Consider the following 25321-nt stretch of genomic DNA (forward strand, 5'->3'; position numbering starts at 1 on the left):
CCTCGCCGCCGGGGGGCTTCGGAACAACCGCTTGGCCCCTCACTTGGCCTCCCGTCGCCTCCCCGCTCTTCGGGCCAGGACCGCCGGGCCAGGCCCCCAGCTCAGCCCATTCCTTGCGCCGGACCTCGCCCGATGCGGTGTCAAAACAACGTAACGCCCCCCGCGGGTGCCGGTCGCGCCGAGGGGCGGGGCGGCGGTGGGGCGGCGATGGCGGGTTCGACGGTGCCGGTCACATGCACCACCCGCGCCTTGCCGGTCGCCGGGTGGAAATTGACCCGCCGCGCCTCGGCCCCACCCAGGTCGCGGCCGACCACCGGGAAGTCCTCGGCCGCGAGGTAGCGCAGGGCGAATTCCACATTCCGGGGCCCGATGTCGGCGAAGCGGCCGCTCATCCGGCTGCCGCCGAACACCTTTGCCTGCAACCGCGTCCGCGCGGCGCCGCGCTTGAGCATGTTGTTGATCAGCAGCTCCATCGCATTGGCGCCGTATTTCAGGCTGGTCGCCTCGCCCTCGGAGGCATCAGCAAGCAGGTAATGGTTCATCCCGCCGATCCCGAAATCGGGATCGAACAGGCAGACCGACACGCAGGAGCCGAGGACCGTCGACAGCACCACATCGGGGTCGTCGGAAACCAGGAATTCGCCGCGGATCACCGGCACGACATGCGTGCTGTAGCCCTCCGGCCAGGAGTGTTTCGACGGGCTCACGCGCGTATCCTCTGTGTTGCCTTCAGCAGCGCCGGCCCGATCGCCGACAGCGGCAGTTCCTGATCCACGGCGTCGAGATCGCGTGCCGCGCCCGGCATGCCATAGACCACCGAGGTCGCGCGATCCTGTCCGATGGTGCGCGCGCCCGCCTGCCGCAGGGCCAGGAGCCCCTCGGCCCCGTCGCGCCCCATGCCGGTCAGCAGCGCCGCCGTGACCCGCCGCGCCACCGGCACGGCGGAATGAAACAGCGCGTCGACCGAGGGGCGATGCCCGCTCAGCCGATCCCCGGCCTTCAGGCGGCAGCGCAGGGAGGTGGCATTCTCCAGCACGAGATGGGTCTCGGCGCCGGGGGCAATCAGGATGCGGCCAAAGGCCGGGACTTCGCCCTCGGCCGCCTCGCGCACATCGGGGACGACATTGCGGTCGAGAAGCCGCGCCAGCCCGGCGCTATAGGCGGCGCCGGTGTGCTGGACCACCAGGGTCGGCGGGCAATCGGCCGGAAAACTGCCGAGCACCCGCAACAAGGCATCGACGCCGCCGGTCGAGGAGCCGATCAGGATCAGCCGGTCCGCGCCCGAGGGATCCACCGCGCGCAACAGGCCGGCGCCCGCGGTCGGGGGCGGCTGCCGTCCGCCGACCAGGCAACGGCGCAGGCCCTCCGCCAGGGTGGCTTCGTCCCCCTCGGGGTCGAGGCCGGGCGCGCCCTGGCGTGCCGCCAGCACTGTCCAGCGCACCGAGAGGGTGCGAAACAGGATTTCCATCATCTCGAACTCGGGCCGGCGGGTCAGTTCCTCGGCCAGGAGGGCCAGGGTCGGTGGCCGGTGTTCGACGGCGTTGAAGGTCTCCGTCAGGTCGCTGCACAGGTCGCTGATGGTCACATCGGCTTGTGCGGCCAGCCGTTCGGCAAGGCGCCGCCGCCGGGTCTTGTCAGGATCTGCCACCAGGATGCGCATCGATTCCCCCCTTCATGGATCCGGCAGGATCAGAAATCCTGCCAGCGAGCGGTGTTGGCCGCGATCGGAAACGCGGGGGGCAGCGCGTCTGCCGCCCTTTCGGCAAAGGCCTGCTCCAGGTCAAAGTCCGCGGCGGGGCGGGGCGTCAGCTCGGCCAGCGGCGTGGTGTCGATGTGAACGGGCAGCTGCCCCCCTTCGGCCGGGTTGCGGACCCGGAAGCGCGCTACGACCTGGCTGAGCGACTGCGATTCATTCTTCAGCGTCACCGAGGCGGCCGTGACCTGTTCGACCATCGCGGCATTCTGTTGCGTCACCTGGTCGAGCTGCGACACGCCCACGTTGATCTCCTGCAGGCCCGAGCTCTGTTCGCGCGCGCCATTGGCGATGCCGCCGATCAGCTGGTCGATATTGCCGACGCGCTGGATGATCATGGTCAGCGTCTCGCCGGCGCGGCCGACCAGACCGACCCCGGTCTCGACCTGTTCGGTCGAGCCGGTGATCAGGATCTTGATCTGCTTGGCCGCCTCCGACGAGCGCTGGGCCAGAGCCCGCACTTCGGAGGCAACGACCGCGAAACCGCGCCCGGCATCGCCCGCGCGCGCGGCCTCGACCCCTGCGTTCAGCGCCAGCAGGTTGGTCTGGAAGGCGATATCGTCGATCACGCCGATGATCTGCGAAATCTCGGTGGAGGATTTGCGGATCAGCGACATCGCGGCGACCGCTTCCGAGACGACCTGGCCGCTCTTCTCGGCCTCCTTCCGGGCATCGGCAACCACGGTCTCGACCTCCGAGGCCGATTCGGCGGCGGCCCGCACGCTGGCGGTCAGCTCGTCCAGCGCCGCGGCCGTTTCCTCGAGCGTCGCCGCCTGGGTTTCCGTGCGGTGCGACAGGTCGTCGGAAGACGCGCTGATCTCCTCGGCGCGGGAGCGGATTTCGCTGGCATTGGCGGCGATGGTCCGCATCAGCGTTTCCATCGTGTCCACCGTCGCGTTGAAATCGGTGCGCAGCTTCTCGTAGCCCGCGGAATAGGGATCATCGAGACGCATATCGAGGTGCCCGCTGGCCAGATCGCGCAGCCCCCTGCCCAGATCGGCAACCACCCGTGTCTGTTCGGCGCGCCCCCGTTCCTGGGCCTGCGCGGCCTCCTCGGCCGCGGACAGCGATTGGCGGAACAGGTCGAGGCCCCGGAACAGGCCGCCGATTTCGTCCCGGCGCGTGGTGCCGGTGATGGCCAGGTCATAGCGTTTGTCGACCAGCGCCTGCATCGACAGGGAGAAATCCCCCAGCGGCCGGGTGATCGAGCGGGCCACGGCCCAGCCGATGGCCAGGGACAGCAGGACACCGATCGCCACGACGATCATGGCGCGCTGATTGAAATCGGTGAGGGCCTCGAAGGCATCGGCCTGATCAAGTTCGACCACCGCGCTCCAATGGTTGTCATGGGCGGAAAAGGCATGGACCGCGACGATGGCCGGGGCGCCGTGGATGCCGGTCGCTTCGTCGAATTCCGCCATCTCACCGGCCCGCGCGGCGGCGACCTGCGGCAGATCGGGCAGCGTGCCGAACATCGGGAAGGCATCGCCAATGCGGCTGGCGTTGCGCGTGGTGCCGTCGGGGGCGACGATATAGATCTCATCCCGATCGAGCAGATCGGCGGATTCGAGCGAGGCGCTGATCCCTTCCTCGGACAATTCGAGCGCCACCACGCCGATCACCGGATTGCCCGGCACCTCGTGATCGACGATCTGGCGGGCGACGAAGGCGGCCGGGGTGCCGTTGCTGGGCGCGTAGGGCGCGAAATCGCTGAACGAGGTGGTGCCGACCGGCCCGTCCATCGCCGCGCGCCAGACCTGTGCCAGCTCGGAATCGCGCATCGCGCCCTCGTTAAGGTTGATCCCGAAGTCGGTTTCCTTGGAGATGTTGTAGACCACATCCCCCTCGGCGGTGATCAGGAACAGGTCGTAATAGCCGAACCTGTCGCGATGAGCCCGCATATAGGGGTTGAACGCCTCGTGCACCGCATCATAGGCGGGGCGGCTGTCACCGCGGTCGTAATCGCCGCGTTGACCGGCCGGCAGGGGGTTGCGCTCGACATAGGCGTTGCGCACCTCCTCCAGCCAGCCCGGGGATTGCAGCGCCAGCGCCTCGTTGAAGAGGCGCATCGCGTCGGGGGCGAGATGGCCTTCGCCCAGATCCTCGACGGTGCGGAACATCCGGTTCAGCCAATTGGTATACGCAGTACCGGCATGATCGGCCAGCATGCGGGCCCGCTGGCTGGTCTGCAATTCCAGCTCGGTGCGGAACAGCGAATGGTAGACCCAGGTCGAGGCGCCGATGCTCAGGACCAGCGCCGTGGCGATCAGCAGCGGCAAACGCAGGGCGATGCGGGATTGAGTGAGGCGTTGGAACATGGCGGAACCTCTGAAAGCACGGGACTAGGGTGTGTCGGGCAGCGATGCCGGTCTGGCCGGGGGCGCGCTGTCGTCATCAGCAGGAACAAGGGGAGCAAAGAGATCGATCCGGGGCGGCGGCCGCTGGTCTGCGGCGGGGTCGCGCACGCCCGCGGACAGGAAACGGGTTCGACTTCGTTCGAGGCGCAGTCCCGCCAGGGGCAGGGCGCTTTGGGCCATCAGATCGGCCGGCAATTCGCGCCCCAGAAGCTGGGCGATATGCTCCAGATCCTGCAACAGCTGGACCGCAAGGTCGAAATCCTGCACCGCTTGCCGGTTGGCGGCGTTGCTGGGGGCCTCGACCATGGCGGCCTCGTAGCGCAACAACATCAGGCGGATCTCCCCCATGGCCTCGGCCATGCCGGCGAGCAGCGGCGGAATGGGGAAGGGCGCGGCAAGGGTCATAGGCGGCCCACCACCGCCTCGATCGACGCTTTCAGGCTCGCCGTGGTGAAGGGCTTCTTGATCAGGTTGTTGAGGCCCAGTTTCATGCCGCGTTCCAGGATTTCCTGGCTGGGCGAGCCGGTGATCAGGATGAAGCCGATCTTGGCGGTCATCTTGTTGGCGCGCAGGGTTTCCAGAAGGTCGAGGCCGCTCATGCCGGGCATGTTGTAGTCGCTGATCACCAGATGCGCGGGATTGACCGCCAGGCGGCTCAGCGCCTCGGCGCCCGAGGTCTGGAAGTCGATGTTCTTGACGCCGATCTCTTCCAGGCTCTGGGTCATCAGCCCGCGGCTGACCGACATATCGTCGACGATCATGATCTTAAGGACGTCTTTAAGGGCCATGGCGGATCTGCCTTCAACTGGGGGCCTTGCCGGAAGGGGTGGCGGCGCGGCGGTAGGTGGTAATGCCCGCAGGATCGAGTCCCAGGTCCTGGGGGTCAGCGATGCGTTCGGAATGGCCGATCAGCAGCCAGGCGCCCGGATGCAGGACCTCGGCGAAGCGGGCCCAGAGCTGGCGCTGCGTGGGTTTGTCGAAATAGATCACCACGTTGCGGCAGAAGATCACGTCGAAGCGCCCGCTGATCGGCCAGGGTTTGACCAGGTTCAGGCGGCGAAAGGTGACGAGGGCCTTGAGTTCCGGTCGGACCGCCCGCAGGGCGCCCGTCGGGGGGGCGCGGCCGAAGACGCGTTCCTCCAGCGCCGGGGTCGGGAAGAGGCAGATCTTGGGGTCATAGAGCCCGTCCTGCGCGATCTGCAGGACGGTCGGGTCGATATCGGTGCCGAGGATGCGTAGATCGAGCCTCGCGGCCTCGGGCGCGAGCGCCAGGATCGAGCCGGCCAGGGAATAGGCCTCCTGCCCGCTGGAACAACCCGCCGACCACAGGCGCACCCGCTTGCCCTGCCGCGCCGCTTGCAGGATCGGCGGCAGGATCTGGCTTTCGAGCATCTCGAAATGATGCGCCTCGCGGTAGAAATGGGTGACATTGGTGGTCAGGGCGGTGATGAAATGGTCGGATTCCTGCGCCTCACCCGATTCGACGACATCGCAATAGGCATCGAAACTGGCGAGGCCCAGCGCCTTCACCCGGCGGCCCAGGCGCGAGCGGATCAGGGGCCGCTTGGCACTTTCCAGGCTCAGGCCCCAGCCCGCCTTGGCGATCCGCGCGATGCGCGCGAAATCGGCTTCGGTCAGGGGCAGGTCGCTGTCGCTGGTGGAAGGGCGCGCCAGGGTGGTCATGCGGCCTCCTCACCCTCGCGGGCGAAGAGCGCGTCGAGGTCCAGGACCCTGAGCATGATGTCATCGACCGGCAGCAGGCCCGTCACGTGACTGGCGCCGCCGTCGCGCCGGATGGTCGGGTTGGGGCGGATCGTCTCGCTGTTGACCGAGAGGATCTCGGACACCGAATCGACCAGCATCCCCATGATCCGTGGGCCGATGGCCACGACCACGACGATGTTGCGCGCACCGATTTCGGTGGTGCCGAGGCCGAGCCGGGCGGCGAGGTCGACGATGGGGATCACGGCGCCCCGCAGGTTCATCACCCCCAGCACCGAATCCTCGGCGAAGGGCAGGGCGGTCACCTGGCTCCAGCGGCGGATCTCGCGGATCGAGGTGATGGGGACGCAAAATCCCTGGCCGCCTGCGGAAAGCGACACGAATTCAGTGGTATTGCCGCGGTCGTTGGTTTCCTCGTCGCTCATGTCAGGCCTCCAGTTCGATGAGGGGGCGGGCGTTGCGGCGCGGTGAGACCAGCTCGACCAGCGCCTCGGAATCGATGATCAGGGCGATCTTGCCGTCGCCCAGAATGGTTGCTGCGGCGATGCCGGGGACGGTGCCGTAATTGCCTTCGAGGCTCTTGATGACCACCTGGCGCTGGTCCTGGATCGCATCGACGGCGACGGCGATGCTGGCGCCGCCCGCGTCGAGCAGGACGTAGGAGCGTTCGGCGCTCTGCCCCTTGGCGCTGCGCATGCCGAAGAGCAGCGCCAGATCGACGATCGGCACATAGGTGCCGCGGACCGAGAGCACCAGTTCACCGGCAATCTCGTGGATGTCGCGGCGTTGCGGGCGCACGGTTTCAACCACGCTGGAGAGCGGCAGCACCATGGTCTCGGCGCCGACGCCGATGATCATGCCGTCCAGAACCGCCAGCGTCAGCGGCAGCGAGATGGTGAAGGTCGACCCTTCGCCCGCAAGGCTGGTGATGCCGACCTTGCCCCCCAGCGAGGTGATCGTCGTCTTGACCACATCCATCCCCACCCCGCGCCCCGAGAGGTTGGTGACATTCTCGGCCGTGGAAAAGCCGGGCATGAAGAGGAGGTTGTCGATCTCGGGCTCGGTGAGCTTGGCGTCGGGTGGGACCAGCCCCTTTTCCATCGCCTTGGCGAGGATCCGTTCGCGGTTGAGACCGGCGCCGTCATCGGAAACCTCGATCACCACATGGCCGGACCGGTGCGCGGCGCTGAGGCGGACGCTGCCGACCTCGCTTTTCCCAGCGGCGCGGCGCTTCTCGGCGGTTTCCAGCCCGTGGTCGACCGAATTGCGCAGCATATGGGTCAGCGGATCGGCCAGGCGTTCGAGGATCGTCTTGTCGATCTCGGTCGTTTCACCCTCGCTGATGAACATGACCGCCTTGCCGGTGGCCTCGCCCGCCTCGCGCACCACGCGGCCCATGCGCTGGAACAGTGCCTTGACCGGCTGCGCGCGGATCGACATCACCGCTTCCTGGATCTCGCGCGCCAGATAGCGGTAATCGTCGAGCGCGGCCATGATCTCGGAATCGGTGCCGAGGCCGCAGGATTCCAGCTTCTGGCTGATGACTGCGTGGTTGATGATCAATTCGCCGACGCTGTTGATCAGCCGGTCCACGCGTTCGGGATCGACGCGGAGCGTGGTCTGTACCGGCGGCGCGGGGGCACGGGGGGCTGCTGCGCGGGCAGGCGGGGCGGCTGCGGGCGCGGCCGGGGCCTCGGCCGGGGGATCGGCGGCGGGGGCGCGGGCGATGAAGAGGGGGGCTGCCTCCACCTCGACCTCAGGCAGATCGGGGGCGGCGCTGTCCCCGAGGGGGGCGATGTCGAGTGTGCAAAGCCCTTCGGCGAAGGCAAAGACGCGGCGGATCGCTTCCTCGTCAGTGGCGCCTTCCAGCGTCAGGATCCAGACCAGATAGCCGCTGTCGAAATCGAAAACGTCGAGCGGCGGGACCGCGCTGCTGTCGCAGGTGACGGTCAGGGTGCCCAGGGCGTCGAGCGCCGACAGAAAGCGCACCGGCTCGTGGCCATTGGCATAGAACGAGGCGCCGGGGGCGAAGCGGATGGTGAAGCCCTGGGCGGGGGCCGGTTCCCCGACCTCGATCGGCAAAAGCGCCAGGGGCGCCCAGGTGAATTCCGGCTCGGGCGGGGTGTCGGCCTTGGCATCCTTTGCCGTCGCCTCCAGCTCGCCGATCAGGTCGCGCACCGGGTCGAGCGAGGCCGAGCCCTGCTGGCGCGTGGTGTCGACCAGTTCGGCCAGCGCGTCGGAGGAGCGGGTAATCAGCCGCAGCACATCCGGCGCGATGTCGAGCTTGTCCGAGCGGATCAGGTCCAGCACCGTCTCATAGGCATGGGCGAAGGTCACCAGATCGGTGAAGCCGAAGGCACCGGCCGCACCCTTGATCGAATGGACGGCCCGGAAGATGGCGTTGATCGTCTCGCCGTCCCAGGCGCCGGAGGCGACGACCTGCAGGCCTTCGGTCAGCGATTCGATCAATTCCTCGCATTCGGCGAAGAACGTGTCGCGCAGGGTTTCGTTGCTCATCCCTCCGCCCCCGTGACCAGTTTGAGGATGTCGACCAATTGCCGGTCCTCGAAGGGTTTGACGATCCAGCCGGTGGCGCCGAGGTTTCGCGCCTTGTCCTTGAATTCGGGCGAGCTTTCGGTGGTCAGCACCAGGATCGGCACCTTGCGGTTGGCGCCCCCGCCGCGGATCGCCGCGATCACGCCGAAACCGTCGAGCTTGGGCATGTTGATGTCGGTGATCACCGCGTCGAAGCGGGTGTTCTGGAAGGTACTGACCCCGTCGGCGCCATCGACCGCCGTGGTGACGGAGAACCCGGCATCGCCCAGGGTCTGCGAGACGAGTTGACGGATGGTGCGGGAATCGTCGATCGCGAGGATGGTCTTGGCAGTCATGGCGCGGTCTCCAGCAGCTGGCCGAGGCCGATCGCTTCCAGGCTTTGCCGGGCGGCGTCGGACGGATCCTCGATCCGGAAGGCATGGCCCCGGGACAGGGCGGTGGCGCGGGCGGCCAGCAGGATCTGCGCCACTTGCGCGGGGATCGGTCCGGCCCCGGCGGCGTCGATCACCAGATCGGTGCCGCCGCGGGTCCGCAGCCGGTCGAGGATGACCTGGGGGGCATCGCTCCAGCCGTCGGCATCGAGCAACAATCGGTCGGAAGCGGGATCGGGCACGGGATCACCTTTTAACAACAAGCAACGTCCTGACCTCTGTATCTGCCAGCCAACCCTTAAAAATGGGTTCGTGGCCCCGGGGCGGCCCCTCCCCGCCGCCGTTCACGCAGCCGGGACTTGCCTGACACGGCCCGACATGCGTAACCTTCAGGCCCCGCCCTCCTGATTTTCAGGGCGGAACGACTTTTTGACGACCTATTTCAAGCCGCTGCCCATGGAGGACAAAATGCGGATCATTTACGGGGCCGCCCTGGCCCAGGCGCTGTGCTTCGGCGCTTTGCCCGCCCTTGCCCAATCGGGAACCGAGACGGTGACCCTGACCATGGAGGTCAACCAGCCGTCGCTCTTCGACACCGCCCGCCGCGACGTGTTCCGCACGGTGATCGACGACCGCAGCGGCACCACGACGCTGAACGTGGAATGCTCGGCCGGGACCTCGGCGCTCTTCGGGCTGAGCCGCACGGACGAGGCCTGCGCGGTCTCGGGCTCGGGCGTGATCAAGAACCCCAACAACCCGTCGCAGAGCGTGCCACGGGTCGATTTCGCCGGTGGTTTCACCATCTCGGGCTCGCAGGACGGCTTCACCGACATGCGCTCGCTGACGGTGGGCTACCGCCGCGTGGGCTCGGCCCCGCAGGAAGCCACGACCTTCGGCGGCAATCTGGTGATGATGCCGGAAAGCCCCTCGGCCTCGGCCATGGAGATCGGGCGCAACGCGCTGGCCTATCTGCAGCAGAACGCGGCGGGCAGCGCGCCGGTGGAATACGACACGCGCATCGATTCCATCAGTTTCAACAACTTCGCCATCCCGCATGTCGGACAGGCCAATGCCACCGGTTGCACCTGGAACGGCGATTGGGTCTATTCCTACGCCGCCGAATCGTGGAACGGCGCCTTCGACGTGACCTGCGGCAACACCCGTTTCCGGCTGGAAGGCAACATGTCGCTGGGCGAGGCTCCGGCGGGCTCGGACCATGACGAGGAATATGTCGTCAACCTGGTGATCCCGGGCGAGGGCGGCTCGGGCGGCGATCCCTTCGCGGCGCCAGACCCGTTCGCGACGGTGGACGGCATCACCGGGACGCTGGCCATGTCGAACTCGGGCCGGGCGACGCAGGACGGGGTCTATACCAATGTCGCGGTGACCGGGCAGCTGGTCGGCACCAACGTGCCGCTGGAGGCCGTGCGCGGCTGGGGCCAGATCGTGGCGATCCTCGGCCGGGCGTTCATGGGCGAATGATCAACGCGGCCCGGCGCCCAGGGGCGCGCCGGGCTGCATCCGTCCGGGCAGCGCCAGCGCCGTGTCGCGCACCACCGCGGCAATCTGCATCAACTGCTTGGAAAGCGGGCTGGAATTGCGCCAGATCATGCCGATCGTGCGGCGCGGCTGCGGCTCGGGGAAATGCGAGACCGCGACATCGGCGGACCGGGTTTCGACCGCCACCGCCATCTCGGGAATGAGCGTCACGCCGATGCCCGCGCCCACCATCTGCACCAGCGTCGAGAGCGACGAGCCATCCAGCAATTCGCGGGGCAGGGCGCTTTGCAGGTTGCAGAAACTCAGCGCCTGGTCGCGGAAGCAATGCCCCTCTTCCAGCAGCAGAAGCCGCATCTCACGCAGCAGGTCCGGCGTCGGCACCGGCAGATTGGCCTCGGCCCGGGGGCGCACCAGCACGAAATCCTCGGAACAGAGCGCCACCTCGGTGAAAGCGGGTTCCGAGACGGGCAGGGCGACGATGGCCGTATCCAGCCGCCCCTCGTGCAATTCGGTCAGCAGCTTCGGCGTCACCGTCTCGCGCACATGGATGTCGAGATCGGCGTTCATCCGCGTCAGATTGCCGATCAGCCCGGGCAGCAGATAGGGCGCGACGGTCGGAATCACCCCCAGCCTGAGCCGCCCCACCAGCCGCGCCTGCGAGGCACGGGCCAGATCCTCCAGCTCATCGACCGCGCGCAGGATCTCGCGCACCCGCCCGGCGAATTCCTCGCCGAACGAGGTCAGCCGCACCTGCCGCGCCGCCCGTTCAAAGAGCGGGGTGCCGAGCGTTTCCTCCATCTCCTTGATCTGCATGGACAAGGCGGGTTGCGAGATGGCGCAGGCATCGGCGGCACGGCCGAAATGGCCGAGGCGGGCGAGGGCCTCGAAATAGCGGAACTGGCGCAGAGTGAGGTTGATCATCAGTTAATCTTATCAAGCCAATCAGGAAATCAAACTTATCCTAATCGAAACCCTTTGCTAGAGTGATTCTAACGAAGGCGGGGAGGACCCCTCGACACGATCCAAGCAAAACGCCGCCCCGCCGGGGTGGCGCGCGGCTGCGCCTTCGTCGTGCCTGAGAGCAAGGAGAGAAAGATGGACGGTAACAACGCGGGCAAATGCCCGGTCATGCATGGCGGCAATACCGCCAGCGCGAAATCGGTCATGGATTGGTGGCCCAATTCGCTGAACTTCGACATTCTGCATCAGCACGACAGCAAGACCAACCCGCTGCCGGGCTTCGACTACCGCGAGGCGGTCAAGACCCTCGATTACGACGCGCTGAAGGCCGACATGCGGGCGCTGATGACCGACAGCCAGCCCTGGTGGCCGGCCGACTGGGGCCATTACGGCGGCCTGATGATCCGCATGGCCTGGCACGCGGCGGGCTCCTACCGTCTGGCCGATGGTCGCGGCGGCGCGGGCACCGGCAACCAGCGTTTCGCACCGCTGAATTCCTGGCCGGACAACGCCTCGCTCGACAAAGCGCGGCGCCTGCTGTGGCCGCTGAAGAAGAAATACGGCAACAAGGTCTCCTGGGCCGACCTGTTCATCCTCGCGGGCAATATTGCCTATGAATCCATGGGCTTGAAGACCTTCGGCTTCGGTTTCGGCCGCGCCGACATCTGGGCGCCCGAGAAGGACACCTATTGGGGCGCGGAAAAGGAATGGCTGGCGCCGTCCGACAACCGCTACGAGGACGTGAACGACCCCTCGACGATGGAGAACCCGCTCGCCGCCGTGCAGATGGGCCTGATCTACGTCAACCCCGAGGGCGTGAACGGCCAGCCCGATCCGCTGAGGACCGCGGCCCAGGTGCGCGAGACCTTCGCCCGCATGGCGATGAACGACGAGGAAACCGTGGCGCTCACCGCGGGCGGCCATACCGTCGGCAAGACCCATGGCAATGGCGACGCGGGCAAGCTGGGCCCCGATCCCGAGGGCGCCGATGTCATCGACCAGGGCATGGGCTGGACCAACCCGAACATGGGCGGCAAGGCGGCGAATGCCGTGACCTCGGGCTTCGAGGGCGCCTGGACCACCCATCCGACCGTGTTCGACATGGGCTATTTCGACATGCTGTTCGGCCATGAGTGGGAACTGCGCCGCTCGCCCGCCGGCGCGCAGCAATGGGAGCCGGTCTCGATCGCCGAAAGCGACATGCCGGTCGATGCCTCGGACCCGTCGCGTCGGCAGAACCCGATCATGACCGACGCCGACATGGCGATGAAGATGGACCCGGCCTACAACGCGATCTGCCAGAAGTTCATGGCCGATCCCGAGTATTTCAAGGACACCTTCGCCCGCGCCTGGTTCAAGCTGACCCATCGCGACATGGGGCCGAAGGCGCGCTACATCGGTCCCGATGTCCCGGCCGAGGACCTGATCTGGCAGGATCCGATCCCCGCCGGGCCGACGGGCTATGACGTGGCCGCGGTGAAGGCGAAGATCGCCGCCTCGGGCCTGTCGCTGTCGGACATGGTCGCCACCGCCTGGGATTCGGCCCGCACCTATCGCGGCTCGGACATGCGCGGCGGGGCCAATGGCGCCCGCATTCGCCTCGCGCCGCAAAAGGACTGGGCGGGCAATGAACCGGCGCGTCTGGCCAAGGTGCTGTCGGTGCTGGAGCCGATCGCGGCCTCCTCGGGCTGTTCGGTGGCCGATGCCATCGTGCTGGCGGGCAATCTGGGTGTCGAGCAGGCGGCGAAGGCCGCAGGCTACGAGCTGACCGTGCCCTTCACCCCGGGCCGGGGCGATGCCACCGCGGAGCAGACCGACGCCGATTCGTTCAGCGTGCTGGAGCCGCTGGCCGACGGGTTCCGCAACTGGTTGAAGGAAGACTACATCGTCTCGCCGGAAGAGCTGCTGCTCGACCGCGCGCAGCTGATGGGTCTGACGGCGCCCGAGATGGTCGTCCTCTTCGGCGGCATGCGGGCCATGGGCACCAACCACGGCGGCACCAAGCATGGCGTACTGACCGACCGGGTGGGGGCGCTGACGCCGGATGTCTTCGATGTGCTGACCGACATGACCTATACCTGGGTCAAGGCGGGCGACCATTATGAGATCCGCAACCGCACCAGCGGCGCGGTCAAGGGCACGGCCACGCGCATCGACCTGGTGTTCGGCTCGAACTCGATCCTGCGCGCCTATGCCGAGGTCTATGTCCAGGACGACAACGCCGCCAAGTTCGTGCAGGACTTCGTGGCCGCCTGGGCCAAGGTGATGGACGCCGACCGCTTCGACGTCCGGGCCTGAGCCCTCGGCACATGGCAAGGAAGAAGGGGCGCAGCCGTCAGGCTGCGCCCTTTGCCTTGGCACTCGTCAGGCCAGGAAATCCAGCTTGTCCAGAACCTTCAGTTCCGCTTCATGCCAGAGCGCCGGGTTGCAGATCGCGGCATAGGCAGCCCGCGCGCGTTCGCTGATCGACCGGCAGAGGTCGGGGTTGGCCTCGCAGAAGTCGAATTTCTCGCGCAGATCCCCCAGATTGCGCTGGACCGGCACATAATGCACCCAGGGTTTGAGGAAATAATCGGGCAGGCATTCGTAATCGCTTTCGACAACGAACGCGACGGATTGCGTTGAAATGACCCAGTAAAGCTGCGTCGCCACGTCATTGCCGGGCAGGCACAGGACATAGCGGTGGCGGAAGGCCTCGGTCGGCGGGTCGCGCCCGGCAGCGAAACCGGCGCGGCGCGCCTCGGGCGAAAGCTGGCGCAGAAAGCGGGGGCGCAGCCCGAAGCGGAAATCCGTGATGTCGGGGTTTTCAAGGGAATAGAGCACCGCGGCGGCCCGCAGGCTGGTCTGCCGCTGCGCCGCGAGGTCCTCCAGGCTTTGCGGAAGGGCCGGCTGCTCCAACCTATAGGGCGTGCTCCATCGCGCGGCACTGGTCGCCCCGCGCCAATAGACCCGGGGCAGCTTGTCGGCGAAGTCGATGTCGTCCGGGGCCTCGGGGTCCAGCCAGTTCCCCAGTCTGGCGCTGGGCTCGTAATAGAGCGGCAGGCGCCAGAGCGCGGCGCTGCGCTGACCGCGGCGGCGGTTGTATTGCAGGATGTTGGCGGCGAAACCCAGATAGAAGTCGGGCGCGAAGGGCGCGGCATCCGCCATATCCGCCACCGCCCACCTTGCCCCCAGCGTGCCCAGCTGCGCGATAAGCTCAGCGGCGCGGTGCGGTTTGTTGCGGATCGGGGCCAGCGCCGCTTCGAGGGCGGTATCGCGAATGGTGGTCTCGAAGACCGTGCCGTTGCGCCGCTGCGGCTGGTGGAACAGGCGGTTGGCCTCGAAATCCGCGACCATGAGGGTGCTGGGCGCATAGCGCGCCAGCAGCCCGGGGCGGCTGCGCAGCTGGCGTGTCTTCGGGCAGACCTCGGGGCACATGAAATCGTGGAGTTCCATGGCACGTTCCCCTCAGGCGCGGCGACCGCTCAGACGCGCGCGCTGTTACCCACTGTAGCCACCCGTCCGATGCCAGGTCCAGGCATCCTTGATCATGGTCTTGAGCGACGAGCGCGTCGGATCCCAGCCCAGTTCGCTCAGCGCCCGTTGCGAGCCCGAGACCAGCGAGGCCGCATCCCCTTCGCGCCGCGGCCCCTCACGGTGCGGCACCTTGTGGCCGGTGGCGGCGCGGGCGTGGCTGATCACCTCGCGCACGGTGAACCCGGCGCCGGTGCCCAGGTTGAAGACCCGGCTCTCCTTGCCCGCCCTGAGCCAGTCGAGGCCCAGCACATGCGCCTCGGCCAGGTCCATGACATGGACGTAATCGCGCACGCAGGTGCCGTCCGGGGTCGGGTAATCGGTGCCATGCACCACCAGTTCCGGGCGCTGGCCGTCGATGGCTTCCAGCATGACCGGGATCAGATGCGTCTCAGGCCGGTGGCATTCGCCGACCTCGCCGTCGGGATCGGCGCCCGCCACGTTGAAATAGCGGAAGATGACGGTCCTGAGGCCATGGGCCGCGCGGAAATCGCGAAGGATCTCCTCGATGGCGCGCTTGGACGAGCCATAGGCGTTGATCGGCTGCTGCGCCGAGTCCTCGGTCAGCAGCACGCCGTCCTGTTCGCCATAGGTCGCGCAGGTCGAGGAGAAGACGAAGTCGAGGCACCCGGCCTCGACCGCCGCCTCGACCAGGTTGAGCGAGCCCAGCACGTTGTTGCGCCAGTACTTTCCGGGCTCGACCATGGCCTCGCCGACCTGGCTGAAGGCGGCGAAATGCATGACCGCGACGGGCTGGTATTCGGCGAAAGCCGCCGCCAGCGCCGCCCGGTCCATCAGGTCGCCCTGCACGAACGGGCCGAACTTGACCGCCTGCGCCCAGCCGGTCGAGAGATTGTCGAAGGTCACGGGCTCATAGCCCCGGGCCGCCAGAACCTTGCAGGCATGCGAGCCGATATAGCCCGCACCCCCCGTCACCAGCACTCTAGCACTCGTCATTCGGCCTCCCTCGGCCCGGCTCGCCCCACGCGTCAGGCTCCTTCGCCCGCCTCGGCATCGTGCTTCGCCAGACGGTCGCGCATCAGAGCATAGAACCGGTCGCGGAATTCGTCATGGGCGATCGCATGATCGACGATCGCCGTCAGATACCCGAATTTCGAGCCGCAATCGTAGCGCGTCGCCGACATCTCCATCGCCGCGACCCGGCCGCGCGCGGCCAGTTCGTCGATGGCATCGGCCAGCTGAATCTCGCCGCCCGCGCCGGGCTTGGTCTGGCGCAGCACGTCGAAGATCTCGGGGTCGAAGACATAGCGCCCCATCGAGGCCAGATGCGAGGGTGCGTCCTTCAATTCGGGCTTCTCGACCAGACCGGCGACGGTGACGCGGCCGTCCGGCCCCAGCGGACCCGGCTTGACGATGCCGTATTTGTGGACGTCCTCGTCGGCGACCTCGGTCACGCAGAGGTAATTGGTCGGGTTGCGCTCGTAGGCGGCGACCATCTCGGCGGTGGGCAGCGAGGCGCCCTTCATCAGGTCGTCGGCCAGGAGCACGACAAAGGGCGAATCGCCCACCGCGGGCGCGGCGCAGAGGACCGCATCGCCAAGGCCCTTGGGCTCGGGCTGGCGGATGAAGATGCAATGCACCCCTTCCGGCACGATGTTGCGGACCATGTCGCGTTCCTTGTGCTTGCCCTTCTGGGACAGCTGGAACTCGAGTTCGAGGTTGGCGTCGAAATGGTCGCCGATGGCGCGCTTGGGGCGGCCGGTCACGAAGACCAGCTCGGTGATCCCGGCGGCGATGGCCTCTTCGACGGCATATTGGATGATCGGCTTGTCGATGATCGGCAGAAGCTCCTTGGGCATGGCCTTGGTCGCCGGCAGGAACCGCGTTCCCAGACCCGCAACAGGAAAGACTGCCTTCTTGATTGTCTTCATGATCGAATAACTTCCGTCTTCGTACTCGGGGCGGCGGGGCGGCCGACCCTGCTTCGTGATTATCGCGGCGGCAGAGGGTTCGCCAGTCACCCGCGATACGTGTGCCCTATTCGTCCCACATAGCACGACGGGCCGCCACCCCGGGCATATCACGAAAGTTTAAGGTTAATTCGGGCACCAAAAAGGCGCCGGCCCAGCGGACCGGCGCCTTTTTCGGGCCGAGACTGCCCTTACTTGAAGCAGCGCTCGATCTTGTCGAGGGTGCGCATCGCGTCCAGCACCTGATGGACCGAGCCATTCGGCTGGCGGCCTTCCTGGATGGCGGCGATGAACTCGCGGTCGATCAGCTCGATCCCGTTGTTCGACACCGCGACGCCCGACAGGTCGACCGGCTTCTCGTAGCCGTCGAACAGGTCGTCATAGCGGGCGATATAGGTGCCGTTGTCGCATATGTAGCGGAAGAACGTGCCGAGCGGCCCGTTGTTGTTGAAGCTGAGCGACAGCGTGCAGATCGCGCCCGACGGGGTCTTCATGCCGATGGACATGTCCATGGCGATGCCCAGTTCCGGGTGATGCGGCCCCTCAAGCCCGAAGGCCTCGGACACGACTTCGCCGGTCTGGTACTGGAACAGGTCGACCGTGTGGCAGGCGTGGTGCCACAGCAGATGGTCGGTCCAGCTGCGCGGCTCGCCCTTGGCGTTCATGTTCGAGCGGCGGAAGAAATAGGTCTGGACGTCCATCTGCTGGACCTTCAGCTCGCCCGCGTCGATCTTGTTCTTGATCCACTGGTGCGAGGGGTTGAAGCGGCGGACCTGCCCGGCCATGGCCAGCACGCCGGTTTCTTCCTGCACCCGGCAGATTTCTTCGCTTTCCTGGAGGCTGTCGGCCATCGGGATCTCGATCAGCACCGGCTTGCCTGCCTTCATGCAGGCGATGGCCTGCTCGGCGTGCAATTGGGTCGGCGTCGCCAGGATCACCGCGTCCACGTCGTCCCGCGCCAGGCATTCCGCCAGGTCGGTGGCGGCATGGCCGATGCCACGCTCGGCGGCCAGCGCGTCGATCTTGGCCCGGGTCGGACCCATGACCGAGGTGACAGTGACGCCGTCAATGGCTTTCAGCGCGTCGAGATGCTTGATCCCGAAGGCGCCATAGGCGCCCGCTACACAAATTCGCATGGGAATCCCCTTCGCTTATTCGGCCGCGACCTTGGTGCGGCTGTCGTGGTAATCCTTGTTCTCAAGGATGATATGGCCCACGGCGGTGTTCGAGGCCGGAACGTGATAATGGCGATGGATCTCGACCACTTCCTCGTCCAGGGCGCCGCGCATGACGTGCCACATGACCATTTCCACGCCTTCCGAGCCCGCTTCGCGCAGGTAATCGACATGCGGGACCTTCGACAGGCCGACCGGATCCGAGGTCAGCTTGTCCAGGAACATGGTGTCGAATTCGGGGTTGATCAGGCCGGCGCGCTTGTATTGCAGCTGGTGCGACATGCCGCCGGTGCCGAAGATCATGACCTTCAGGTCTTCGGGATAGCTCTCGACCGCCTTCTTGATGGCCTTGCCGAGGTTGTAGCAGCGGTTGCCGGTCGGCGCCGGGTATTGCACCACGTTCACCGCCAGCGGGATGACCTTGACGCCCCAATCGTCCTCGGGCGTCTTGTCGCCGTACATCACGCTGAGCGGCACGGTCAGACCGTGGTCGACTTCCATCTCGTTCATGATGGTCAGGTCGAATTCATCGAGGATCAGCGACTGGGCGATGTGGCTGGCCAGTTTCTGGTGGTTGTAGACCACCGGCACCGGGCGCGGGCCATAGCCTTCGTCGGCCGGGGTGAAGCTGGCGGCCGCCCCCAGGGCGAAGGTCGGGATGCAGGACGCGTCAAACGCCGTGCAATGGTCGTTATAGACCAGGAAGATGACGTCGGGCTTTTCCTCGGCCATCCATTTGCGCGAGAATTCGAAGCCCTTGAACACCGGCTGCCAATAGGGCTGGTCGGTGATCTTGGTGTCCATCGCGACACCGATGGCGGGAACATGCGAGCAACCCACCCCTGCGACGATGCGTGCCATTACTTGTTCTCCCATTCCGATTTGTAGCGGTTGCCCTCGATCGAGCGGCCGCCGTTGAGCATCATCTCGCGGTAGGCCTCGACGCCCATGCCGGTCATCAGCCCGGCGAGGTTCTGGAAGTTGATCCCGTCGTTGGCGGCCAGTTTCGAGGTGTAATAAATGTTCCCGCCCAGCTCGAGCAGGCGGTTCCAGTCGCGTTTCAGGACCGCATCGCGCTGTTCGGCCGTCATCGGGTAGGCGTCGAGATAGGCCTCCTCGTTGGCGTTGAAGGCGTCGCGGTTCTTCTGCAACCTCAGCGAGATGCAGAACTGGTTGAGGTGGTAGCCCTCGCGGGACCTGTCGGCGTCGAAGACGAAGGTCCCGGGGATGTCCTCATAGTCCTTATGCATGGTATTCTCCCGTTTATCGCGGTGCTCCGAACCCGTTGCGCCAGGCCATGATGCCAGCGCGGGCCGAGACCCGATCACGCAATGTATACATCCGGCAGCCGGTTCGGTGCCAATAGAATCGCGCGGGCTAGCATTGAAAAAAGCTATTGCACCGGTATCTTTCGGCCGGTTTCCGACGGGCTGGATTGGCGCAGAAGGTCCAGGAAACGGGCCTGTGTCGCGGTCGGGCGCCAGCTGGTGCGATAGGTCAGGCCGATGCTGCGGGCATTGCCGGTCAGCGCCACATCGAGCGGCACCAGATGCCCGTCGGCGATCTCGGTGCTGATCTGGTGCAGCGAGACGATGGTGACGTAATCCCCCTCGGCCATCAGCCCGCGCAGGAACACCAGCGAGGACGAGACCACCCGCACCGGCGTCCGCGGCCGGTCCTGAATGCGTAGGGTTTCATAGAGGTAACTGCCCGCAGGCGTCGATTTCGGCGGCGCGACCCAGGGGTAGGCGAGCGTCTCCTCGACCGAGACTTGCGTCCGCCCGGCCAGCGGGTGCCTCGGATGGGCGACGATGGCCAGCAGGTCGTCGAAAAGCGGCTCCTGCGTCACGTCCTCGGCCGGGTTGGGGCTGCGCAGCGCGCCGATCAGGCAATCTAGCTCGCCCTCGCGCAGGCTGCGCAAGAGTTCCGAATAGCGGCCGTCGACGACGCGGACCTGCACGCCCTGCGTCTCGCCGATCATCGCATGGGTGGCGCGGGGAACGATGGTGGTGCGGGCCAAGGGCAACGAACCCAGGGTGAAGGTCCCCCGGTCATCGCCCAGTTCGCGGCCGATTTCCTCGAATCCCTGCCGGATCTCGGCCTGCGCCAGCTTTGCCCCCAGCGCGAAGGCCTGCGCCGCGGCGGTCAGTTCGACGCCGCTGACCGTGGTCTGGAAGAAGGGCACGCCGGCCACATCCTCCAGCGAGCGGGCGGCGCGGTGGATGGTCGGCTGCGACAGGCCCAGGGCCTGAGCGGCGAGGGTGAAGCTGCCGCTGCCCGCCACCGCGATCAGCGCCCGAAGCTGGGCCGCCGTCACCAGATGGTCGAAAGCCGCGCGCCCCGATCCCGCCCTCCACGTCGCCCCGTCGCGGGCCGCCCGCAGCGCGGTGCGGGCGCCGTGGTGCAGATGGTCCAGCGCCGCCTCGACCCGGCCGACGAAGAGGGCGCCGGCGGGTGTCGGGCTGAAGCGGCGGGTGCGGCGGACCAGCAGGGGGGTGCCCACCTCGGCCTCCAGCCGGGCGATGGCCTGTGTCGCGGCAGGCTGCGACAGCAGGCAGCGTTCCGCCGCGGCCGAGACCGAGCCGGTCCGCGCCGTTTCCAGGAAGACCCGCATGTGGCGGAGGTTGGGCAGGGCTTCGGTCATCTTGCACCCGAATAGCGAAAACTTATTCTAGGGCCTCAGATCGAAATAGGCAATTCGCCGTGGATGGGGCAGGATGCGCCGCCACGGCGACGCCCGGCCGCGCAGGGAGATGAGACGCATGAATACCCAACCGCAACCGATGGATCCCGACTGGCTGGTGGTCCACCCGAACCCCAAGAAGCCCGCCTACGTCCTGCCCAAGGGCGCGGTCGATGCGCATTGCCACGTCTTCGGCCCCTCGGCCGAGTTCCCCTATGCGCCCGAGCGCAAATACACGCCGGGCGATCAGGGCAAGGACAAGCTGTTCGCGCTGCGCGACTACCTGGGGTTCGAGCGCAATGTGATCGTGCAGGCCACCTGCCACGGCAAGGACAACCGCGCCATGGTCGATGCCTGTATCGCCGCCGGTGACAAGGCGCGGGGCGTGGCCTCGGTCGGCAAGGACATCACGCGGGACGAGCTGAAGGCCCTGCACGAAGGCGGCGTCCGCGGCGTCCGCTTCAACTTCGTCAAGCGGCTGGTCGATGCCACTCCGCCCGAGGTCTTTCTGGGCATCGCCGACAAGATCCAGGAATTCGGCTGGTCGACCGTGGTCTATTTCGAGGCGCAGGATCTGGAGAGCCTCGAGCCCTTCCTCAACACCCTGCCGGGGATCATCGTCGTCGATCACATGGGCCGCCCGGATGTGACCAAGGGCGTCGATCACCCCGACTTCCAGCGCTTCATCAACCTGATGGCGCAGAACGAGCGGATCTGGACCAAGGTGACCTGCCCCGAGCGGCTGACCAAGCAGGGCGAGCCCTATGACGACGTGGTGCCCTATTATCAGGCGATCGTCGACAGGTTCGAGGATCGCGTGCTCTGGGGCACCGACTGGCCGCATCCGAACATGAAATCGCACATGCCGGATGATGGCCTTTTGGTCGATTACATCCCCCGCATCGCCCGGACCGAGGCGCAGCGCCAGAAGCTGCTGGTGGACAACCCGATGCGGCTCTACTGGGCCGACTGACCGCCGCGACACGGCTGCAAAGGGCGCCCGCCGGGGCGCCCTTTTTCATGCGCGCCGTAACCCGGTCCATAAGTTTTCCGTCGCCTCTATTCGTTTCGCGTCCGGGGCCGGGGTCACTTGATTCAGGTCAAATTGGCCGCCCCCCGTGCATGCGACAAATCCCCATGAGCGAAGGAGGAGATCCCATGCACGACATGCCCGGATACGACTACCACATCGACATCCCCGGCACCGTCCTGTTCGACGGTACCCAGGCCATGAAGGGCTATGCCCTGAACAAGATGTGCTACGACTTCAACAAGGCCTCGAACCGCGACGGCTTCAAGGCGGATGAAGAGGGCTGGATGGCCAAATACGGCCTGACCGAGCCGCAGAAGGAGGCGGTGCGCAAGCGCGACATCCTGGCGATGATCGATGCCGGCGGGAACATCTATTACCTCGCGAAGCTCGCCGGGATCTTCAAGCTCTCGGTGCAGGATGTGGGCGGGCTGCAAACCGGCCGCACCACCGAGGAATTCAAGCAATATCTCGCCAGCCAGGCGTAAGCGGAGGAGACCCAGATGGCACGCATTCTCGGCGGGATCACCACCTCGCATATTCCGGCGGTGGGCAACGCGATCCAGAAGAACCTGCAGGACGATCCCTATTGGAAGCCGTTCTTCGACGGCTATCCGAAGGTTCACCAGTGGATTCAGGACAATAGGCCCGATTACGTCATCAACATCTACAACGACCATGGCCTCGGGTTCTTCCTGGACCGGATGCCCACCTTCGCCATCGGCGCGGCGCATGAATACCGCAACGAGGACGAGGGCTGGGGCCTGCCCGCGCTGGACCCGTTCCCCGGCGCGCCGGAACTGAGCTGGCACATCATCGAGAGCATGGTGGCGGATGAATTCGACATCACGTCCTGCCAGGAACTGGCCGTGGACCACGGCTTCGTGGTGCCGATGCAGTTGTTCTGGCCCGGCGCGCCGCACCATCCGCATATGCCCAAGGCCGTGCCGATCAGCGCCAATACCGTGCAGCACCCGATCCCGACGCTGAACCGGGCGCTGAATTTCGGGAAAGCCCTGCGCAAGGCGCTGTTGTCCTTCCCCGAGGACGCGAAGATCGTCGTGCTGGGCACCGGCGGGCTGTCGCATCAGCTCGACGGCCAGCGCGCGGGCTTCATCAACAAGGACTTCGACCAGTATTGCCTGGAGAACATCGTCCATAACCCCGAGGAACTGACCAAGATCACCCGGCAGGAGCTGGTGAAACAGGCGGGCGCCCAGGGGACCGAATTCCTGATGTGGATGATGATGCGCGGCGCGCTGGGCGACGACGTGACCGAGATCACCCGGAACTACCACATCCCGATCTCGAACACCGCCGCCGGGACGCTGCTGCTCGAATGTGCCTGAAGGACCGGGGGGCTGCCGCCCCCCGGACCCCCCGCCTCAGGGGGCGCAGGCGCCCCCTGAGAACCCCCCTGCGTATTTCCGGCAGAATGAAGCTCAGCCCTGCGCCAGCCGTTGCCGGAAGGCGCGGGGCGAAAGGCCGGTGGCACGGGTGAAGACCCGGGTGAAATAGGCCGGATCCTCGAACCCCAGCGCATAGGCGATGCGCGATACGGGCAAGTTCGTGTAGACGAGGTTGCGCCTTGCTTCGCGGATCAGCCGGTCCTCGATCAGCGCCGAGGCGGGCCGCCCGGTCGCCCCGCGGGTCAGCCGCGACAGATGCGCGGCGCTGACCGCCAGCGCCTGGGCGTACTCCGCCACCCCCCAATGCTGCAGGTAATGCGCGTCGATCAGCGCCTCGAACCGGGCCAGAAGCTCGGGCGCAGGGGCGGCGTCGCTGGCCGCGCCCGCCCCGGCCATGGCGCGCGCCACCTGACCCAGCACCAGCCCGGCCAGCGAGCGCAGGATCTGCGCCCGGGCGAAATCGCGGCCCGAGAAGGCGTTGAGCAGCGCGGTCAGGCTCTGCGCGGCCTCGGGATCGGCGGGCATCACCCGCGCTTCGGCCAGGATTTCGCGCAATCCCTCGCCCGGGCGCAGGGTCTGGTCCAGCATCTCGGCGGCGAAGGTCACCACCAGCCCCCGCGTCTCGGGCTCGAAGCGGAAGCCATGCACCACGCCGCGCGGCACATTGACCAGCGTGCCCGGCGGCAGGGCAAGGCGCGCGCCCTCCAGGCTGATCTCGCCGCCACCCTCCTGCAGCAGCAGCAATTGATGCAGCCGTGCGTGGCGGTGGACGGCCAGTTCCCAATCGTGCAGCCGCGAGCGGGTCTCGATCGTCTCGCAATGGACGACATCGGGCAGGTCGCCCGCCTCGCCGAAGAGGTTGTAGTTGGGGATCAGGGGGGCAGGGCTGCGGCTCATGCGCGATTCGTACAAGTTTTACCCCAGAGGGTCCATTTCAAAGATCGTGGATATTCCTATTCTGGCCCCCAAGGCGGTGCCCCTCTGGCCCGCGCAGGAGGAGGACTTCCATGAAAACCCAGGTCTGTATCATCGGCGGCGGCCCCTCGGGCCTGATGCTCAGCCAGCTGCTGCATCTCAAGGGCATCGACACGATCGTGCTGGAGCGGCATTCGCGCGAATACGTGCTGGGGCGGATCCGCGCCGGCGTGCTGGAGCACGGCTTTGCCGAGCTGATGCGCGAGGCGCAGTGCGGCGAGCGGATGGACCGCGAGGGCGAGATCCACGACGGGTTCGAGATCGCCGACAACGGCGTCCTGAAGCGGGTCGATCTGCACAAGTATTCGGGCGGCTCCTCGGTGATGGTTTACGGCCAGACCGAACTGACCCGCGACCTCTACGAGGCGCGCGACCGGATGGGCGGCAAGGTCGTGCACAATGTCGAGGATGTGGCGCTGCATGACCTCAACACCGAGGGCAAGCCCTGGGTCAGCTACCGCGACGGCGACGAGGTGGTGCGGATCGACTGCGATTACGTGATCGGCGCCGACGGCTTCCACGGCCCCTCGCGCAAGGCGATCCCGAAGGATGTGCTGACCGAATACGAGAAGGTCTATCCCTTCGGCTGGCTGGGTGTGCTGAGCCGGACGAAGCCGGTGAACCCGGAACTGATCTACGCCAAATCCGAGCGCGGCTTCGCCCTCTGCTCGCTGCGCAGCCAGGTGCTGAGCCGCTATTACATCCAGGTGCCGCTGACCGACAAGGTCGAGGATTGGTCGGACGAGGCCTTCTGGGAAGAGCTGAAGAAGCGCCTGCCCGAAGAGGTCGCCGGGCGTCTGGAAACCGGCCCCTCGATCGAGAAATCCATCGCCCCGCTGCGGTCGTTCGTCGCCGAGCCGATGCGCTGGGGCAACCTGTTCCTGGCGGGCGACGCCGCCCATATCGTGCCGCCGACCGGGGCGCGGGGGCTGAACTCGGCCGCCTCCGACATCTATTACCTTTATCACGGGCTGGTCGGGCATTACCTGAACGGCGATGATACCGGGCTCGACCAATATTCGCAGAAGGCCCTGGCCCGCGTCTGGAAGGCGCAGCGCTTCAGCTGGTGGATGACCACGCTGCTGCACCGCTTCCCTGACAGCCTGACCTACGACCAGCGGCTGCAGGATACGGAACTCGCCTATCTCTTCTCGTCGGAAGCGGCGCTCTCGTCGCTGGCCGAGAATTACGTCGGCCTTCCCTTCTGACCAGAGGGTGTCCCACGCATGGGACACCCACCCCACCCAACAAGATCAATCCCTTGCCAGGGCGCCTTAACCTCTCCTCAAGGAACGGGCCCTGTCATCTTCGTTCTTCAACTATCCTCGGGAGGATTTTCAAGGAGGGTGGAAAACCCTCCTTGAAGCAGGGGGTGCGGGGGGCGGG

At 66.6% G+C, this 25321-nt stretch carries 25 protein-coding genes; 6 read left to right on the forward strand and 19 right to left on the reverse strand.

Going from position 1 to position 25321, the window contains the following annotated elements:
* Window positions 1–140: 140 nt before the first annotated feature.
* From VDQ18_RS03220 to VDQ18_RS03265, 10 genes are read right to left on the reverse strand one after another with little or no spacing between them, the layout of a single operon-like run.
* Complete coding sequence (locus VDQ18_RS03220) at window positions 141–707, reverse strand: chemotaxis protein CheD (RefSeq protein ID WP_323019574.1); 567 nt, start codon at window positions 705–707, stop codon at window positions 141–143.
* Window positions 704–1660 carry a CheB methylesterase domain-containing protein gene (locus VDQ18_RS03225; protein WP_323019575.1) on the reverse strand — a complete coding sequence of 319 codons (957 nt, stop codon included), beginning with the start codon at window positions 1658–1660 and terminating at the stop codon, window positions 704–706. The genes VDQ18_RS03220 and VDQ18_RS03225 overlap by 4 nt, the downstream gene beginning before the upstream one ends.
* 29 nt (window positions 1661–1689) lie before the next feature.
* A complete protein-coding gene (locus tag VDQ18_RS03230) occupies window positions 1690–4071 on the reverse strand; it encodes a methyl-accepting chemotaxis protein (RefSeq protein ID WP_323019576.1) in 2382 nt (793 codons plus the stop codon).
* A 24-nt stretch (window positions 4072–4095) separates the two neighbouring features.
* Entirely contained in the window at window positions 4096–4515 is a 420-nt protein-coding gene (locus VDQ18_RS03235; protein WP_323019577.1) for a hypothetical protein, read from the reverse strand.
* Entirely contained in the window at window positions 4512–4898 is a 387-nt protein-coding gene (locus VDQ18_RS03240; protein ID WP_107753989.1) for a response regulator, read from the reverse strand. Before VDQ18_RS03240 ends, VDQ18_RS03235 begins: the two co-directional genes overlap by 4 nt.
* Before the next feature lie 13 nt (window positions 4899–4911).
* Window positions 4912–5793 carry a protein-glutamate O-methyltransferase CheR gene (locus VDQ18_RS03245; protein ID WP_323019578.1) on the reverse strand — a complete coding sequence of 294 codons (882 nt, stop codon included), beginning with the start codon at window positions 5791–5793 and terminating at the stop codon, window positions 4912–4914.
* Window positions 5790–6257, reverse strand: coding sequence for a chemotaxis protein CheW (locus VDQ18_RS03250; RefSeq protein WP_323019579.1), 468 nt, complete (start codon window positions 6255–6257; stop codon window positions 5790–5792). Before VDQ18_RS03250 ends, VDQ18_RS03245 begins: the two co-directional genes overlap by 4 nt.
* 1 nt (window position 6258) lies before the next feature.
* On the reverse strand, window positions 6259–8349 hold the full coding sequence (locus VDQ18_RS03255) for a chemotaxis protein CheA (RefSeq protein WP_323019580.1): 2091 nt from the start codon (window positions 8347–8349) through the stop codon (window positions 6259–6261).
* Window positions 8346–8723 carry a response regulator gene (locus VDQ18_RS03260; protein WP_323019581.1) on the reverse strand — a complete coding sequence of 126 codons (378 nt, stop codon included), beginning with the start codon at window positions 8721–8723 and terminating at the stop codon, window positions 8346–8348. The genes VDQ18_RS03255 and VDQ18_RS03260 overlap by 4 nt, the downstream gene beginning before the upstream one ends.
* A complete protein-coding gene (locus VDQ18_RS03265; RefSeq protein WP_323019582.1) occupies window positions 8720–9001 on the reverse strand; it encodes an STAS domain-containing protein in 282 nt (93 codons plus the stop codon). Before VDQ18_RS03265 ends, VDQ18_RS03260 begins: the two co-directional genes overlap by 4 nt.
* 226 nt (window positions 9002–9227) lie before the next feature.
* Between VDQ18_RS03265 and VDQ18_RS03270 the strand changes: the two genes are divergently transcribed.
* Window positions 9228–10241 carry a hypothetical protein gene (locus VDQ18_RS03270; protein WP_323019583.1) on the forward strand — a complete coding sequence of 338 codons (1014 nt, stop codon included), beginning with the start codon at window positions 9228–9230 and terminating at the stop codon, window positions 10239–10241.
* On the opposite strand, the gene VDQ18_RS03275 is transcribed toward VDQ18_RS03270, so the two are convergent.
* On the reverse strand, window positions 10242–11180 hold the full coding sequence (locus tag VDQ18_RS03275; protein ID WP_323019584.1) for a hydrogen peroxide-inducible genes activator: 939 nt from the start codon (window positions 11178–11180) through the stop codon (window positions 10242–10244).
* 174 nt (window positions 11181–11354) lie between these two features.
* Between VDQ18_RS03275 and katG the strand changes: the two genes are divergently transcribed.
* Entirely contained in the window at window positions 11355–13517 is a 2163-nt protein-coding gene (gene katG, locus VDQ18_RS03280) for a catalase/peroxidase HPI (protein ID WP_323019585.1), read from the forward strand.
* A 66-nt stretch (window positions 13518–13583) separates the two neighbouring features.
* Here the strand turns inward: katG and VDQ18_RS03285 are convergent, their stop codons facing one another.
* The 7 genes from VDQ18_RS03285 to VDQ18_RS03315 form a co-directional block, all read right to left on the reverse strand.
* A complete protein-coding gene (locus tag VDQ18_RS03285; protein ID WP_323019586.1) occupies window positions 13584–14654 on the reverse strand; it encodes a glycosyl transferase family 90 in 1071 nt (356 codons plus the stop codon).
* 45 nt (window positions 14655–14699) lie between these two features.
* Window positions 14700–15689, reverse strand: a complete 990-nt coding sequence (galE, locus tag VDQ18_RS03290) for a UDP-glucose 4-epimerase GalE (protein WP_323019587.1) — start codon at window positions 15687–15689, stop codon at window positions 14700–14702.
* Window positions 15690–15721: 32 nt separating this feature from the next.
* A complete protein-coding gene (gene galU / locus VDQ18_RS03295; protein ID WP_323019588.1) occupies window positions 15722–16624 on the reverse strand; it encodes a UTP--glucose-1-phosphate uridylyltransferase GalU in 903 nt (300 codons plus the stop codon).
* A gap of 230 nt (window positions 16625–16854) precedes the next feature.
* The gene (locus tag VDQ18_RS03300; protein ID WP_323019589.1) at window positions 16855–17799 is read right to left on the reverse strand and encodes a Gfo/Idh/MocA family oxidoreductase; all 945 of its coding nucleotides are present in this window, start codon (window positions 17797–17799) and stop codon (window positions 16855–16857) included.
* Between the two features lie 15 nt (window positions 17800–17814).
* Window positions 17815–18699 (reverse strand): class III extradiol dioxygenase subunit beta, encoded by an 885-nt coding sequence (locus tag VDQ18_RS03305; RefSeq protein WP_323019590.1) that lies wholly within the window; start codon window positions 18697–18699, stop codon window positions 17815–17817.
* On the reverse strand, window positions 18699–19088 hold the full coding sequence (ligA, locus tag VDQ18_RS03310; RefSeq protein WP_323019591.1) for a protocatechuate 4,5-dioxygenase subunit alpha: 390 nt from the start codon (window positions 19086–19088) through the stop codon (window positions 18699–18701). The genes VDQ18_RS03305 and ligA overlap by 1 nt, the downstream gene beginning before the upstream one ends.
* 143 nt (window positions 19089–19231) lie before the next feature.
* The gene (locus tag VDQ18_RS03315) at window positions 19232–20482 is read right to left on the reverse strand and encodes a LysR family transcriptional regulator (RefSeq protein WP_323019592.1); all 1251 of its coding nucleotides are present in this window, start codon (window positions 20480–20482) and stop codon (window positions 19232–19234) included.
* A gap of 118 nt (window positions 20483–20600) precedes the next feature.
* Here VDQ18_RS03315 and VDQ18_RS03320 point away from each other — a divergent pair, with 118 nt between their 5' ends.
* The 3 genes from VDQ18_RS03320 (at window position 20601) to VDQ18_RS03330 (ending at window position 22900) form a co-directional block, all read left to right on the forward strand.
* Window positions 20601–21494, forward strand: a complete 894-nt coding sequence (locus VDQ18_RS03320; RefSeq protein ID WP_323019593.1) for an amidohydrolase family protein — start codon at window positions 20601–20603, stop codon at window positions 21492–21494.
* Window positions 21495–21679: 185 nt separating this feature from the next.
* Window positions 21680–22039, forward strand: coding sequence for a protocatechuate 4,5-dioxygenase subunit alpha (locus VDQ18_RS03325; RefSeq protein WP_323019594.1), 360 nt, complete (start codon window positions 21680–21682; stop codon window positions 22037–22039).
* A 15-nt stretch (window positions 22040–22054) separates the two neighbouring features.
* Entirely contained in the window at window positions 22055–22900 is an 846-nt protein-coding gene (locus VDQ18_RS03330) for a class III extradiol dioxygenase family protein (protein ID WP_323019595.1), read from the forward strand.
* Window positions 22901–22993: 93 nt separating this feature from the next.
* On the opposite strand, the gene VDQ18_RS03335 is transcribed toward VDQ18_RS03330, so the two are convergent.
* Window positions 22994–23857 carry a helix-turn-helix domain-containing protein gene (locus tag VDQ18_RS03335; RefSeq protein ID WP_323019596.1) on the reverse strand — a complete coding sequence of 288 codons (864 nt, stop codon included), beginning with the start codon at window positions 23855–23857 and terminating at the stop codon, window positions 22994–22996.
* Window positions 23858–23967: 110 nt separating this feature from the next.
* On the opposite strand from VDQ18_RS03335, the gene pobA reads away from it, so the two are divergent.
* On the forward strand, window positions 23968–25143 hold the full coding sequence (pobA, locus tag VDQ18_RS03340) for a 4-hydroxybenzoate 3-monooxygenase (protein ID WP_323019597.1): 1176 nt from the start codon (window positions 23968–23970) through the stop codon (window positions 25141–25143).
* The last annotated feature ends 178 nt before the right edge of the window (window positions 25144–25321 follow it).

The organism is Pararhodobacter sp. (assembly GCF_034676075.1).
Taxonomy (GTDB): Bacteria; Pseudomonadota; Alphaproteobacteria; order Rhodobacterales; family Rhodobacteraceae; genus Pararhodobacter.